The sequence below is a fragment of the Algibacter aquimarinus genome (assembly GCF_039543265.1).
In the GTDB taxonomy this organism is placed as follows: Bacteria; Bacteroidota; Bacteroidia; order Flavobacteriales; family Flavobacteriaceae; genus Algibacter_B; species Algibacter_B aquimarinus.
In genome coordinates this window covers 50,186-66,286 of sequence record NZ_BAABJK010000009.1, presented here as the reverse complement: position 1 = coordinate 66,286, position 16,101 = coordinate 50,186, and the positions used below count along the sequence as shown (strand labels likewise).

Here is a 16,101-nt window from a genome sequence, read left to right as displayed (position 1 = left end):
AATGAAATTATATGTACTACATATCATCTTTCTTTTATGTTTTACACCATGGCTCTATTCTCAAGAAGATGGTGTGGTTGCTTTTGACTTACCTGTTAGAAACTCACTAAAATTTAATAGATACGCCTTGAACCCAACGTTTAGTTTTGTAAGAGAGCAAAATAAGTATTTAAGTTTTACAAATAAACGGCAATGGGTTCAGTTTGATAATGCACCACAAACATATTTATTTAGTTACTCTGGAAGATTTAGAGAGAATATTGGAGTAGGTTTAGGTTTCTTTCAACAAAATTATGGTGTTTTAACTACTTTTGGTGGTATTGCCAATTTTGCATACAATGTTAGTTTAAATAGAGATAGTAATTTAACATTTGGTATGAATGTAGGCTTTTATAATAGTGGAATAAATGAAAGCGATGTAATTACTAATTTTCCCGATTCTTCTCTGAATAATATACCTTCAAACTCATTACTTACAGTAAACCCCGGTATAAATTACGGAACTACTTTTTTCGATTTCGGTTTATCAATTAACAATTTAGCAGCATATAATTTAACAACTTCTAAAATTATTGAGGAGAATCCTGAGCAAAGTATTCAAGGACATATAATGTATACGGGCTATTTAAATAGTCGCGGGTTTTTAGATGAAAGTAAGTTTACAACATTATTTATGTCTGAGTTTAAAAGAGAGGAAACAGTACTTTCAGGAATTATGATGCTTACAGTACCAAAAGGAATTTGGGCACAAGTAGGTTATAATACACTTTATGGTATTTCTGGTGGAATAGGACTTAATATTACAAATCAAATTGCTTTAGAATATAATTATGAAAAATCTATTGGTGATTTTTCAGCATTCGGAAATTCTCATGAGATAACACTGGCATATAGGTTTAATAATAAATATAGATATAATTATAATGGAGACGATGATGAGACTGCCTTACTAATCTCAACAAAAAAATCAAGACCATCAGCCGTAAAACGTAAAACCAGCAATAAAGCAAGAGATAATAGAAAAAAAGATACTGATGCTATTGTTAATGAAGTAGTTATAGAAAATACTGAAGAAGGCAATAAATTAGAACTAGACCAAGAAAATAAGCTTAAAGCGGAAGCTGAAGCCAAAGAAAAATTATTAGAAGAGCAAAAAGCTGAGGCAAAAGCTGACAAAGACGCTAAATTAAAATTAGCGGAAGAGAATAGGTTAAAACAAGAAGCTGAAGCTCGAGCAAAACTAATAGAAGAACAACAAGCTAAGGTTAAAGCTGAGGAAGAGGCTAAGTTAAAATTAGCAGAAGAGAATAGATTAAGAGAGAATGCTGAAACTCAAGCAAGACTGAGAGAAGAGCAAGAAGCTAAAGCCAAAGCTGAAGAAGAGGCTAAGCTAAAATTAACAGAAGAGAATAGATTAAGAGAGAAGGCAGAAGCTCAAGCAAAACTAATTGAAGAACAACAAGCTAAGGCTAAAGCTGAAGCTGAGGAAGCAGAAAGAATTAAGCAGCAAGAATTAGATGCTGTTATGATTATTAAACAAGCCAAAGATCGTGAAGCTCTAGAGATGGAAAGCTTAACTAAACTAGGTGAAAACTCTAGAATTAAGCAAGAGAAGTTACTAATTTCATTAAATGACAAAGTTGCTATTAAACAGCAAGATCTTGATGATTTAAAAGAAGAAAATGATTTAAGTGAAAAAGGCATTTACAGTGAACCAAAAGCATTTAAAAGTGTTAGTTCACAAAATGCAGTAATAGAAACATTACAGTTAGAATTAGATAGTTTAATTGATTCTCAAAAGCAAAAAATATCTAAATTAGAGAATTTATATAGTGAAAGAATTAAAAATATTAAAGACGAAACAGATCCTGTTAATAAATTCTATCTAAATAAAATTAAAGAGTTTAAAGCTCAGCAAATAGAAACAATAAAGGCAAAAGAAAACTTAATAATCTCATTAGAGTCAATTAAAGTAGCTACTGAGGTAGAAAGAAAAAGAAGAATAAAACGTGCAGCTTATGACAATCAAGAAGTACGTTATCAAAAAGATAGATCTGCTTTAAAACAAATAAAAGAGTCTACAGAAGTAACTTCTGAGGTTCTAAAAGAAGAAGATTTTGATTTTGGAGAAGAACAAAGTAATATACAAATTGTAAGTAATGTTCAAAATACTGAAAGTGGATATTATTTAGTTATTGCAGTTCATACTGATGTAGAAAAAAGAGACGAATTTTTAAGAAAAGCTGTTAAATCCGGACGATCAGATATAGATTTCTTTTTTGATGTAAACACAAGTAAATATTATATATACTACAATAAATTTGATGATATTGATAGTGCTAAAAATGCTATTGATAGTAAATCAAACGCTGCATATAATAGTAAGATGTCTATGGTAAAAATTGTTAATGAATAAATAACGACCTTTCTATTTATATATTTTAATGTAGGTTTAGTATTACTTATATGAAAATTATAATCGTTGAAATGCATATTTAAGCGTTGTTTAGCTTAAATTTCTTCTGAACTCAACTTATTTACAAATAAAATCACGATATTTATCACGTTTAAAGTCATTAAATATAGGTGAAATTACCTTTGTGTAGTTTTATTCTTATTTTTTAATACTTAAAATATTTTCTTTTTAAATGCCCCAATTTAAAAAGAAAAGTAAAACGCGATTGAGTATGAGAAAAACTACTTATGTAAATTCTGGATTTATTGTTTTTTTAGTTCTGTCATTACTTTTCAGTACAAATGTATTTGCACAACTCCCAGTGCCATTTACTCCAAGGTTACCAGGAGGAAGTATAAAAGTAAAAGGAGATGTTGTATTAATTGGTAATGGAATAGTTACGGCAAGAGATTTACCATTACCGTATAACGGTACAGACATAAATAATAATAATGATGGTGTTTATGTAAATGTAGCAAGTGGTGGAGATCCATCTATTTTTAGTTCAAGTAGTGCAGACTTATTTATAAATAACTCATGTAAAAGAATTCTATATGCTGGTTTATATTGGGCATCTGTTTATCCTCTGGAAGTGGCAAACAATAGGGCAGTTCAATTTGAAGGTACACCTAGGTTAGAAGATTGGAATCAAATTAAGTTTAAACTTCCTACAGGTGGTTTTATTGATTTAGTCGCAGATAATAATACAGACCCAGTTGGTGAAGAGGATGATATTATTTTTGATGGATATGAATACTATGGTCCAGGCGTGGAAAATTCATTTAAAGATTCTCCAATAATTTGTTATAAGAACGTAACAAACTTATTACAAGGTTTACCAGATGCAGATGGAGAGTATACAGTGGCAAATTTAAGAGCTACTCGTGGAATTAGACGAGGTGGATGTTCAGCCGGTTGGACTTTAGTTGTAGTTTATGAGAGTCCTATTTTGCCAAGTAAGTTTATTTCAACTTTTGATGGTTATGCAGGTGTACAAAATACAACCGAACTTGATATTCCTGTATCTGGTTTTCAAACATTACCAGCTCCATTACCAGTAAATTCAAATATTGGTGTTTCGGCTTTAGAGGGAGATATTGGTATTACTGGAGATTCATTTCAATTTAAGGCAAGTACATCAGGTTCATACACAGTTTTAAGTGATGCACTAAATGGAGCGAACAATTTTTTTAATTCAACCATTACCAAAGACGGTGTACATGTTCTTAATAGAAATCCAGCTAGTTTAAACACCTTAGGTTTAGATATTAATAATTTTAACCTGCCAAACCCTCTTAATTCGGTATTACCAAATGATGCAACTGCGGGCGATTTAAAATTAACAACAAATGGAGATGGATATGGCGTATTCTTGACATCTTTTGCGGTAGAAATCATAGAACCAAATATAGTTCTTACAAAAATAGTTGAAGATGCCACAGGTACCGATATTGGTAACCAATTAGTTGATCTTGGCGATGAACTAAATTATGTTATAGGGTTTCAAAATACAGGAAATGATGATGCAACAAATCTTATAATTAGAGATGTTCTTCCTATCAATGTGACCTTCAATTATCCTGCTGACATATCTTTACTTCCTCCAGGTGTTACAGTACAAAGTTATAATGCTGCAACAAGAGAGCTAATTTTTAGTGTTGATAATTCAGTAGTTGAAGAAAATGATCCTGTTCAGGAGATTCGATTTAAAGTTACAGTAGTTACCTCATGTAGTTTGTTAACTGATGCTTGTTCAAATATTATTAGTAATCAAGCTTACGTAACCTATAATGGTACCACTGATCCTACTTTTTTTATATCAGATGATCCTAGTTTTAGCTCTAACACTGGATGTTTAATAACACCTGCTGCCACAAATTTTTTAGCAGACCTTAATTGCGTATTTGAGGAAGAGGTTGTGCTTTGTGGAGCAACAGCAACTTTAACAGCTGGAGATGGATACGATAGTTATTCTTGGTCTACAAGTCCTTCAGGAACTCCTGTTATAGGCACAAACCAGTCAATTACAGTGTCATCTACTGGTACATATTATGTACGTAATACAGCTATTGCACCTTGTCAATCTATTGATCAGGTATTTGAAGTTATTACATTTGGAGCTGGTGTAACTAACCCTGTAATTCCATTTGCGGATGAAGTAGTTATTTGTCCAAATGATGGAAAAGAATTACCAAATATTTACTTGTGTGGAGCAAATGATTCAGTATTTATTCAGACAGGAATAACAGATACAACTTCAATAATATGGGAAGTTTTAGATGAGACTAGTTGTTCCGTAGTTACTAATATAGATTGTGCAAATGAAGACCCAGCTTGTAATTGGAATCAAGTACAGACAGGTCCAGATTTTACTGCTAACACTGCAGGTCAATATAGATTAACATTAAATTATGAAGGCGGTTGTTTTAATCAATTCTATTTTAATGTTTATACAAATCTATTGGTACCCACAGTAACTTCAAGGGATATAATTTGTTCAACTCCGGGTGAAATTATTGTAGGTAGTGTGCCAACTGGTTATGAATATAGTATTGATGGTGTAAACTATCAACCTAGTAATGTGTTTTCAATTACTACACCAAATATTTACAATGTTTATGTAAGACAAATTGGTGTTACTCCAAACCCTTGTGTTTTTTCTGTTCCTGATGTACAAATTAGAGAAAGAGATTTTAACGTTTCAACCATAATTACTCAACCATTTTGTAATGGTGGACAAGGAAGTGTTATTATTGCAGCAAATGACGCAAGACCACAATATTTTTATGCAATTTTTGATGGCGCTACACTCGTTAATAGTGTTGGACCAATTACAAATAGCGATTATACTTTTAATAATTTAAATCCAGGAATATACACTATAAATGTTTCAACTGAAGATGGCTGTATTTTTACAGATGATATTGAAATAATTAATCCACCATTATTAGAAGCTACTTCAGCTTTAACAACTCCTTTAACATGTACTGATGGAGAAATAACAGTATATCCGGTGGGAGGTACAGCTCCGTATTTTTATTTTGTAAATGGAAGTTCGGTTTTTCAAACAACACCAATTATTAGCGTGCCATCAGCAGGTGTATATGATGTACTTGTAGTAGATTCTAATAATTGTTCTGCAAATACTTCTATTACTGTTAATGCTACTCCAGAGCCAGATTTCACAATTTCTAAAACAGATATTTTATGTGCCGATGCAGTTAATTCTGGTAGTATCAATTTTAATGTAATAAATGCAAACGGAAATACTTTAGAGTATAGTATAGATAATGGCGTTACATTTTCTAATTCGCCTGTTTTTAATGGGTTATCAGCAGGAAATTATGAAACCATAGTCCAATACACAATAGGTGCGGATGTTTGCACATCTGCGCCCCAAACTATTACTATTAATATAGCTGATGCCATTTCTGGAATAGCAACACTTACAACACCTTACACTTGTATTACAAATGGTGTTATTACAGTTTCTGGGGTAACTGGGGGTACTGCACCTTACTCATATAGTATTGATGGAGTTAATTTTCAACCTGGCTTAACCTTTTCTGGATTAACAGATGGAACGTATAATATTACTATTCGAGATGCTAATAATTGTACATTTTTAACAGCACCTGTAACCATTGATCCTTTAAATCCTCCAACAGATTTATCATTTGCTGCTACACCTCTTACTTGTCCAGCTATTACATCTGATATAACTTTAACAGTTACAGGAGGACTATTACCTTTAGAATATCAAATTATTTCACCTGCATCAGCATCAACTGTTTACCAAACATCAAATATTTTTAATGGTTTATCACCAGACACATATACGTTTCGGGTGAGAGATGCTAACGATTGTATTTATACAGAATCGTATACAATAGCACCGTTACCTCCATTAACTTTAAATACAATTATCTCTAAAGATATAGACTGTACCGTCTCACCAGATGGTATTGTAACTGGTAATATCACTGGAGGAACAGCCCCTTTCACTTATCAAGCGTCTTTTAATGGTGGTACTTATGGAACTTCTACATCAGTTACAGGAACTACATTTACACACGCAGCTCCAACAGATGGTACATATCAATTCTTAATAACAGACGCTAATGGATGTACTGTAGAATCTGGTTTGCAAACACTTAATCCACCAGTGGCTGTAACAGCTTCAAATAGTGTAATTAACCCAACATGTGATGGTTATAATGATGGTTCTATAATATTAACAGGTTTAACTGGTCAGGCTCCGTTTACTTATAGTATAGATGGAGGAGCTACTTTTGTTTCTTCTAATGTATTTGGTGGTTTAGTAGCAGGAACTTACAATTATGTGGTTAGAGACAGTAAGAGTTGTGACGCATCTGGAACAGTTAATTTAACAAATCCTTTACCTATAAATGTTACGATAAATAGAAACCCTGTACAATGTATTACAAATACAAATGTACCAGGTAGTTTAAATGTGACTATTAATTCTGGAGGAGTTGCACCATTTGTTTACACATTATACGATAACACATTTACACAAATTGGAGCAAGTGTTACTACAGCATTAACAACGAATACGTTTTCAGGCTTATCATTTGGCGATTATTATGTGACTGTAGTTGATTCTAATGGATGTGAATACGGAAGTAATGCACAAAGAATAGAAACACCACCGAGTATTAATTTAATTGCTAATACAACAACAGGTTCATGTGTAACAGGAGCTACCGTAGATATTTCAGTGGTTTCTGGTGCAGGTCCATTTACGTATTCAATATTTGGACAACCTGCTACTAGTTTTGGTCCTACGACATCAACTACCCATACTTTTTCTGGGTTAAATCATGGTGTTACTTATCAATTTCAAGTTATAGATTCTGGAGGTTGTTTTTCAACAATAGAGGTTACAACACCAATATTATCTGCAATAGATATTAATTCAATTACAACTACAAATGTAAGTTGTAATGGAGATAATAGTGGTGTAGTTAATTTTACTGTTTCAAATTACGATGCCTCAGTAACTTCATTGTATTATGAAGTACAAGACGAATTAACAAACACACCAATTATCCCTGCTCAAAATGGAACGTTTACTGGGTTAACAGGTGCTTCTGTTAGTGGTTCTATTGCAGGTTTACCAGCTGGGAATTATACGTTATTTGTAAGAGAGGCAGATGGTACATTATGTACGGCTTCAGAGACTTTTAGAATCACTCAACCTATTCAACCACTTTTAGCAGCTATAAGTTCAGAAATTAATGCTAATTGTAATGTTGGAGCACAAGTTACTGTAACTACAACGGGAGGAACAGGACCTTATCAATATGCTGCTGGTGCATTAGGCTTTGTACCAACCTTAGCAGATTTCGGTTCTAGTAATGTGTTAAATTTAGATTACGTAATTAGAACTAATTGGGATATAGTTGTAAGAGACGCCAATGGTTGTGAAACAAGAATTAATGAAGTTATAGATATAGATCCAGAACCTGTTATTACTGCAAGTTTAAATAATCAGTGTACAGTAACAGAGGGTAATTTTGAAATAGATGTTACTTTAACATCTCTAGGAATTGCACCTTATACGTATAGTATTGACGGTGGTGTGTTTCAATCATTTACCGCACCTTTTACGGTTTCAAATTTATCATCTGGAACTCATACTATTGAAGTACAAGATGCTAATGGTTGTGGTAATTTAGTTTCAGTAGATATTGAAGCCCCAATAGATTTAATTCCTAATATATCAGCCTTACCAACTTGTAATGACGATGATGGGGAAATAACAATAATTGGATCTGGAGGGTCTGGTACTTATACTTATTCAATTTTACCTAATCCAGCTTCAATTAGTTTGTCAGGTAATATTTTTTCTGGTGTGCCTTCGGGAACATATACCGTTACCATTACTGATGCTATTACAAGTTGTTCAGCTAACGTTTCTGTATTTGTACCAGCTGCTATTCCAGTTACATTTACAACAACATCAACTCCAGTAACATGTTTTGGTGATAATGATGGAACTATTGGTATTAATATTACAGGAACTTATACAGGGCCTTATAATTATGAAATTTTTGACAGTACATCTACATCAGTATTTGGAGTGATTTCTGCAAATACGTCAATAAATCCAGAAATTGTTTCAGGACTTCAAGGTGGTAATTATACTGTAGTAGTAACAGAAACAGGCAGTCCATTTTGCTCTACAACATCAGGAACTGTAACTGTAGGTTCTCCTTTAGCTCCATTAACTCTTGTAGCTACAGAAACATCAAACGTAACTTGTGATAATAATAGCGGAACTATTTCTGCGGTGGCAAGTGATGGTTGGGGCTCTTATGAATATGAATTAACAGGAGCAGCTACTGTAGCTTACTCTCCAAATGGAACATTTACAAATTTATCTGCAGGAACATATACTGTTAATGTGAGAGATGCAGGAGGCTGTATTGCATCAGATGGTGCAACGCTTGTTATTCCTCCTCCAATAAACGCTACGGTTACAGCTAGTACAACAACGCTGTCTTGTTTTGGAGATACCAATGCTACAATAACTGTAACTACAGTTTCTGGGGGACAAGGAAGTAATTATTCTTATACACTTAATATGATTGCTCCAACAATAACATCATCTGGTCCTCAAACAACTCCAGTATTTAATAATTTAGGAGCTGGGACTTATAGTGTAGTGGTAACGGATGGATATAATTGTTCATTCAATTCACCAAATATTGTAATTACAGAGCCAACACAAATACAAGCGAATTTAGTTAAAGAAACGTCGCAAACTTGTACAACAAGTTCTACATTAAGATTAAGTGCAACTGGAGGTAACAGTCCATATACATATAGTGATTCTCCAACATTTACAACAGTTTTAGGAACTTTTACAACAGATGTAACTTTCCCTGTATCATCAGGAACATACATGTACTATGTTAGAGATGCTAACGGTTGTGATGCCAATGCGTCAAATGAAATTACAATTGATTTATTACCTGTACTTACTGTAAGTTTAGATGTAACTAACGCAACTATTAATTGTGCTGGAGATGATTCTGGAGTTATTGTAGCAATTGCTCAAGGTGGTTTGGGTAGTTACACTTACATGCTTCAAGATACAGCCGGAAACGACATCACACCTGTAACACAAAATAGTCCAGGAGTTTTCACAAACCTTTCTCCGGGAAATTATCAAGTACGTGTAGAGAGTGGCGACTGTTTAACTACTAGTGCTCAAATTCCAGTAACAGAACCTTTAGCGCCAGTAACTGCAACTTTTGTTGCAACAGACGTTACTTGTCCTGGAACTAACAATGGACGATTAGAAATTACAGCTTCTGGTGGTACCGGTATTATTAAATACGCCATATCACCTAGGTTAGATCAGTTTTTTGAATCACCAATTTTTGATAATCTTCCACCAGGAACTTATCAAGCTATAGCTCAAGATGAGTTAGGTTGTTTTGTTACTGATACATTCACTATTAACGACCCAGTTCCAGTTTCTTTAACTATTGTTGCAAACTCAATTATTCCAGAAGCTTGTGAAGGTGATTTAGACGGAGAGTTTAGCATTGATATATCTGGAGGAGAAATGCCATATAGTGTTAGTTTAGATGATATAAACGGAACTTATACTACCGGTGCTATAACTCAAACACAATTTGATTTTACTGGTTTAGCAGGTGGCGATCACATTGTTTTTGTAAGAGATAATTTAGGCTGCGAAACGGAATGGAATATAACATTCCCTAATTCAGTGTTAATAGAAGCAGAATTAGATATTGCTTACTGTACAGATAATACTGATGCCACAAGTAATATGGTTACTGTAACTGTAGACGATACATCGGTAAACCTTACAGATATTGATTATTCGTTAGATGGTGGTGCTTTTCAAATGAACAATACGTTTATGGATATTCCTGCTGGCAACCATTTTATTACCGTAAGACATTCTAACACCTGTGAGGAAATACTAGATTTTGTAATTGAGCAGTATGATCCGTTACAACTATCAATTGCTGATGGTAACATCAATGAAATTGTAGCTTCTGCAACAGGTGGGTCTGGAATTTATGAATACGACGTTCAATTTGAAACATCAACAATTGTAGAGCCTTATGGAGATACAAATACATTTACTGTTTATGAAACAGGAAATTACACAGTAACTGTTACAGATAGTAATGGTTGTATTGCCATAGCTACAGGATTCTTTGAATATATAGATGTATGTATTACTAATTATTTTACTCCTAATGGAGATGGTAATCAAGATGAATGGGGGCCAGGTTGTACCAATCAATATCAAAACCTAACTTTTGATATTTTCGATAGATACGGACGAAAAGTAGTTACATTAAGAATAGGACAAAAGTGGGATGGTACATATAAAGGAAGAGACCTTCCGTCAGGCGATTATTGGTACGTTGTAAGACTAAACGATAGAAGAGATGATAGAGAATTTGTTGGGCATTTTACGCTATACAGATAATTAATTAGTGACAATAAGCACTAAAATGAAAATAATGCAAATGCGAAAGTTAATTATATACGTTTTTATTCTAATCATGGCAAAAAGCTATGGGCAAGAGTTAAATCTACCTGTATTTACACAATATTTGGCTGATAATGATTTTGTTGTTTCACCAACATACGCTGGTATTGGAGATAACCTGAAGATTAGAGCGAATGGGTTAACACAATGGGTTGGTATAAAAGGTGCTCCAGACAATCAATCTATTTATGGTGATTTTAGAATTGCAGATCGCTCAGGAATTGGATTGTCTTTTTATAATGATAGAAACGGAAATACAATACAAACAGGTGCTAAATTCTCGTTCGCACATCATCTTATTTTAGATTATTACTCTAAACAATATTTATCATTCGGTATTTCTTATAACTTGAACAATTTCAGGATTGATATTAATAACTTTAACACCACTTACGAAAACCCTATTATTGATCCTTTTGTTACAGACGACAGAAGAACAACAAATCATAATTTTGATGTTGGTTTCTTGTACCGACTTAAAGGGTTCTTCTTAAGTTTTAATGTGAATAATGTTTTAGACAAAGATTTTGATAGCGCCATAAGAACATTGGAACCTAATTTACTTTTAAATTACCAAGTGTATTCTGGGTATAGATTTAGAGGTCCTAAAAAAAGCGGGTTAGAGTTTGAGCCTTCTATTTTTTATCAGATGTTTACAAGTGATAAACGATCTAGTACAGATTTAAATTTCAAATTTAGAAAGTATAACAGAAATGAAGATTACTATTGGGCTGGAATATCATACCGTTTCTTAAACGACCAACTTTTAAAACCATTAAATATTGGCCCTATGGTTGGGTTTCAAAAATCAATATTCTATTTTGGTTATGCTTATCAAATTACTACAAATGAGCTTTCTGCTTTTAATTCAGGAACTCACGTAATAACTATAGGTTTAAACTTTTTACAAGGTATTAGTAATTGCCCTTGTACACAAAGTGCGGTACATAAATAAAAGTCTTAATAATTTTCGTTTTTTACTTTTCAACAATTTCAACTTCGAAAATTTTGTCCCAACGCTTACCAGTTACAAATACTGTTTTTGTTTTAGGGTTGTATGCAATACCATTTAAAACGTCTAAACCATCATGTTGAGTTACTTTATTTTTAAGTGAAGTAAAATCGATAACACCTGTTACTGCGCCATTTTTTGGATTAATTATGGCCACACCATTTTTTTGGTATCTATTTGCATAAATTTTGTCATTTATCCATTCCATTTCATTTATTTCTATAATCTTACCCTTATTAGTATAAACTTGTATATAGTTTTCTTCTATAAGTGTTTCTGGGTTTAATATCCAAATTTTTTCAGTACCATCACTCTTATAAATTTGTTTGTCATTATTGCATAGTCCCCATCCTTGTTTACTATTTCCGTATTTAAAACTGCTTAATTTGTCAAATGAATTTATATCATAAACAAAGCCTAAACCTTCTTGCCATGTTAATTGATATACTTTGTCATTCAAAATGGTAAGACCTTCTCCAAAATATTCATCTGCTAAAGTAATTTGCTTTAATACTTTCCCTGTTTTGTAATCTAATTTTCTGAGTTTAGATTCTTTATACTGGCCAGTGCTTTCATAAAGTGTGTCGTTAAAAAACTCAAGACCTTGTGTGTACGAAGTAATATCGTGTGGGTATTCATTAATAATATTGTAGGTATAAATTTTTGGTGTTTCACTATTTAAAATTGTAATGGTTGTATTTACGGTTTGGTTATTGTTTTCAAAATAAACTACCGCTTGAATAGTTTGTTTGCCTAATTTAAAGTTGTTTAATGCTGAGGTTTTACTAATACTTTTTCCATCTAAAAAGTAATTTACAGAATCTATTTCATGATTTTTTTTATTTTTTAATGTAATCGTTAAAGTTTCGTTATTAGAAATATCACCCTTTTTCGCATTAGTTAGTATTGTAAAATCATTTTTTTTACTTCCTGAATTTGATCCACATGCAATAACTACCATTGCTAAAATTATGATTGTTAGGTTTTTAAATATCTTCATTTTGACAGTAAATTTGAAGCAAGGTATTTATTAAAAATCAGTTAAAAAAATCATTGTGAAAATTTTAAAAGGTTGTATCTTTGCAGCCGGCAAGTCCTACACAACCAGCTCCTGTTGAATCCTCCAGGTCGGGAACGAAGCAAAGGTAAATGGTCGTAGCGGTGTGATGTAGGTAGCTTGCCTTTTTTTGTGCTTTTTAGTTTGGCAAATCTTCCTATCTTTAAACTCTTAAATTACTTAAAAAATGTCTAAAGTTGTTTTAATAACTGGTGGTTCTTCTGGAATAGGAAAATCCATTGGAGAGTTTTTGGTTAAAAAAGGTTTTACAGTTTATGGTACTAGCAGAACTCCAGCAAATTATAAAGACAGCCAGTTTCCTATTTTAGCTTTAGATGTAAAAAAAACAGAGACAATTTCTAAAACAGTTAATACTATACTAGAAAAAGAAAAAAGATTGGATGTTGTAATTAACAATGCAGGAGCTGGTATTACTGGGCCTATAGAAGAAATACCAGAGGCAGAAATAAAAGCAAATTTCGATACTAATTTTTTTGGACCTATAAATGTTATTAAAGCAGTACTACCTCAAATGCGAACTCAAAATTCTGGTTTAATTATTAATATAACATCCATAGCTGGTTACATGGGTTTACCTTACCGTGGTGTTTATAGTGCTAGTAAAGGTGCCTTAGAACTTTTAACTGAGGCTTTTAGAATGGAAATTAAAGATTTTAATATTAAAATGACTAATGTTGCGCCAGGTGACTTTGCTACAAATATTGCCGCTGGTAGGTACCATGCGCCATTATTAGATGATTCCCCATACAAAAAACCATATGGTGATACTTTAAATTTGATGAATGAGCATGTTGATAATGGAAGCGACCCAAATTTAATGGCTAAAGCTATTTTTAAGGTCATTCAATCTAAAAATCCAAAAGTACATTACAAAGTAGGGGAGTTTCTTCAAAAATTTTCAATTGTTCTTAAAAGAATTCTACCAAGTAAGGTTTACGAGAAGATGTTGATGAATCATTACAAGATTTAGTATTCGTTTCGGCATAATATTTGATTAAGTTGTTTTAAACTATTAGTGATGAAACGATTTATACCTTTGATACTATTAACTTTATTCTTCTCTTCAACTAATTGTGAAAACATTTTAGACTGCATAATAAACGTAAGGCCAGAATTAAAAGACAAAACCTTAGAAATTGGTTTTGTTGATGGGAACTATTACGATAATATAACGGCGCAAATAAATAATGAAGCTAGAGACAATAATTACGATTATTATTTTGACGTTTCTGGTAGGCTACCTAGAGGAATAGTGGTAGACTACGATACATATAGAGAAGTTATTTTAAGGGGTGTGCCAAAAGAATCTGGGAGATTTAGATTTACGGTTTCGCTGGAAGTAGTGGCGCTTAATGAGTTTTATTATGATGACTTTGGAAACGAAGTTTATGATGACCCTTTATGTACTGATACAACTTCAAGAACTTATGTTTTGGTAATAAAAGATTAGGCTAACTACCTATTTATTAAACCCAATAATTGTTCCTCAAATTTTATAGAAAACATATTAGTATTACTGTTTACAATTTTCTTGTCTTTATCAATAATCATGGCTTTAGTCATTGGGTGTATAGCCAAAACTTCAATAGACTTTTCAGGGTTTTTAAAATAGTACTCATTATTAGACGAAAACCTATTATTTTGTAAAGACTTTTTAGACTTTTCTAATCCATAATCGTCAATATTTATAACTATAAAATTAACCTCTGGATATTTCTTTTTTAAGCTATTTATTTTATAATGACTTTTCTTAAAATGGTTGTAAAAGGTATGAGACCAGAAGCTTATTACTGTAGGCTTTTCTATTATTGAGTTTATATCTAGCTCAGAATTATTATAATTTACAATCGTTACATCAGGTAATTGAGAGCCTACTTTTAAATTATTTAAGGAATTTGTAAAACGAGTCATCATTTCCTTTCCTTTATCATTATTACTTTTACTTAAGTATGAACTTAAAACAGCTTCATTATTATCGTAATTATTACTTCTAGCTATATAGCTTACTGTAAAATGATACAATAAATCATCTTTAATTTTATTGTTAACAACCAAACTGTCAATAAGATTTAACCTGTCTAGATGATAACATAAAGACATTCTTTTAAATAGGTCACCAGAGTTACTATGTTCAAAATGCTTTTGTAGCGCTAAGTTGTTAAAATTTGATTTTAAAAAGGTGTTATAAATAAAATTATCTTTTAAAAATTCATCATTATAATTTATTTCATTTCTGTAATCATAAAAACCTTCTGGTAATGTTTTATAAATATCAAACTTATTATTAGTATAGTGCCAAAGCGGGTAGACTTCTTTACTAAAATAGTAGGTGTATTTATTGTTTGTTTCTGCTATTTTATTGAATAAATCTGATGTTTCATATTTATCTTGGAAAGCAGCTAATTTTGAAGTTTTTACAGATTTTAGTGAATCTATTTTATTGTTGTAATCATTGGCGCTTAACTGACAATATTGATAAATATCTCTTTCAATTTTCTCATTTTCTAAAAAATCGTTGATAAAGTAATTGTTTTTCTTGGCACCAATACCGGTGTAAACCAAAGACTCATCAAAATCTAATGTATTTAAACGTATTAGTATACTATCATTTGGTTCTAATAAAATCATCTGAAATTCACCACCATGCTTAAATGTATAAAGACCTTCTTCAAGGTTTTTTACTTTATACATAAATCTGTTCCTTCCATCAAGATCGATGGTGTCAACAACAGATTCAGCCTTAGATAGTATTATATAACGGTTATTCGGATTAATAATCTCGCCTCCTAAATAGGCTATTTCTCCATCAGTATCATTTGTGGTTTTTTTACAACCCAAAAGTATTATTGATGATAAAATGATATATAAATATAATTTCATAAATCCCTCTACAAATTATCAAGTGTTACAGTAAACAAAAATATGAGTTGTATTTATAAAGTCTTGTTAATGCGTTGTTAAATGTTTACTAGCGAATATGACTACAAATA

At 32.1% G+C, this 16,101-nt stretch carries 7 protein-coding genes and 1 other RNA gene; 6 read left to right on the top strand and 2 right to left on the bottom strand.

Annotated elements, in window-relative coordinates; all coding sequences use genetic code 11:
• Nucleotide 1: 1 nt before the first annotated feature.
• The 3 genes from ABD939_RS12835 (at nucleotide 2) to ABD939_RS12825 (ending at nucleotide 11,976) form a co-directional block, all read left to right on the top strand.
• Complete coding sequence (locus ABD939_RS12835; RefSeq protein ID WP_345169354.1) at nucleotides 2-2,416, top strand: PorP/SprF family type IX secretion system membrane protein; 2,415 nt, start codon at nucleotides 2-4, stop codon at nucleotides 2,414-2,416.
• A gap of 271 nt (nucleotides 2,417-2,687) precedes the next feature.
• On the top strand, nucleotides 2,688-10,958 hold the full coding sequence (locus ABD939_RS12830) for a T9SS type B sorting domain-containing protein (protein WP_345169351.1): 8,271 nt from the start codon (nucleotides 2,688-2,690) through the stop codon (nucleotides 10,956-10,958).
• Nucleotides 10,959-10,998: 40 nt separating this feature from the next.
• Nucleotides 10,999-11,976, top strand: a complete 978-nt coding sequence (locus ABD939_RS12825; protein ID WP_345169348.1) for a PorP/SprF family type IX secretion system membrane protein — start codon at nucleotides 10,999-11,001, stop codon at nucleotides 11,974-11,976.
• A 22-nt stretch (nucleotides 11,977-11,998) separates the two neighbouring features.
• Here ABD939_RS12825 and ABD939_RS12820 read toward each other — a convergent pair whose 3' ends face one another.
• The gene (locus ABD939_RS12820) at nucleotides 11,999-13,033 is read right to left on the bottom strand and encodes a glutaminyl-peptide cyclotransferase (RefSeq protein ID WP_345169345.1); all 1,035 of its coding nucleotides are present in this window, start codon (nucleotides 13,031-13,033) and stop codon (nucleotides 11,999-12,001) included.
• A gap of 87 nt (nucleotides 13,034-13,120) precedes the next feature.
• Between ABD939_RS12820 and ffs the strand changes: the two genes are divergently transcribed.
• The 3 genes from ffs (at nucleotide 13,121) to ABD939_RS12805 (ending at nucleotide 14,561) form a co-directional block, all read left to right on the top strand.
• Nucleotides 13,121-13,219: signal recognition particle sRNA small type (gene ffs, locus ABD939_RS12815), an RNA gene on the top strand.
• Nucleotides 13,220-13,277: 58 nt separating this feature from the next.
• The gene (locus ABD939_RS12810) at nucleotides 13,278-14,081 is read left to right on the top strand and encodes an SDR family oxidoreductase (protein WP_345169342.1); all 804 of its coding nucleotides are present in this window, start codon (nucleotides 13,278-13,280) and stop codon (nucleotides 14,079-14,081) included.
• A 48-nt stretch (nucleotides 14,082-14,129) separates the two neighbouring features.
• Nucleotides 14,130-14,561 (top strand): hypothetical protein, encoded by a 432-nt coding sequence (locus tag ABD939_RS12805; protein ID WP_345169339.1) that lies wholly within the window; start codon nucleotides 14,130-14,132, stop codon nucleotides 14,559-14,561.
• 5 nt (nucleotides 14,562-14,566) lie between these two features.
• Here ABD939_RS12805 and ABD939_RS12800 read toward each other — a convergent pair whose 3' ends face one another.
• Nucleotides 14,567-15,991, bottom strand: coding sequence for a TlpA family protein disulfide reductase (locus ABD939_RS12800; protein ID WP_345169337.1), 1,425 nt, complete (start codon nucleotides 15,989-15,991; stop codon nucleotides 14,567-14,569).
• Nucleotides 15,992-16,101 lie beyond the last annotated feature (110 nt).

What these genes read in the sequence shown, in the direction of transcription:
- ABD939_RS12810 (WP_345169342.1), top strand. Translation starts at nt 13,278, where the DNA reads ATGTCTAAAGTTGTTTTAATAACTGGTGGTTCTTCTGGAATAGGAAAA.
- ABD939_RS12835 (WP_345169354.1), top strand. Translation starts at nt 2, where the DNA reads ATGAAATTATATGTACTACATATCATCTTTCTTTTATGTTTTACACCA.
- ABD939_RS12830 (WP_345169351.1), top strand. Translation starts at nt 2,688, where the DNA reads ATGAGAAAAACTACTTATGTAAATTCTGGATTTATTGTTTTTTTAGTT.
- ABD939_RS12825 (WP_345169348.1), top strand. Translation starts at nt 10,999, where the DNA reads ATGCGAAAGTTAATTATATACGTTTTTATTCTAATCATGGCAAAAAGC.
- ABD939_RS12800 (WP_345169337.1), bottom strand. Translation starts at nt 15,991, where the DNA reads ATGAAATTATATTTATATATCATTTTATCATCAATAATACTTTTGGGT.
- ABD939_RS12805 (WP_345169339.1), top strand. Translation starts at nt 14,130, where the DNA reads ATGAAACGATTTATACCTTTGATACTATTAACTTTATTCTTCTCTTCA.
- ABD939_RS12820 (WP_345169345.1), bottom strand. Translation starts at nt 13,033, where the DNA reads ATGAAGATATTTAAAAACCTAACAATCATAATTTTAGCAATGGTAGTT.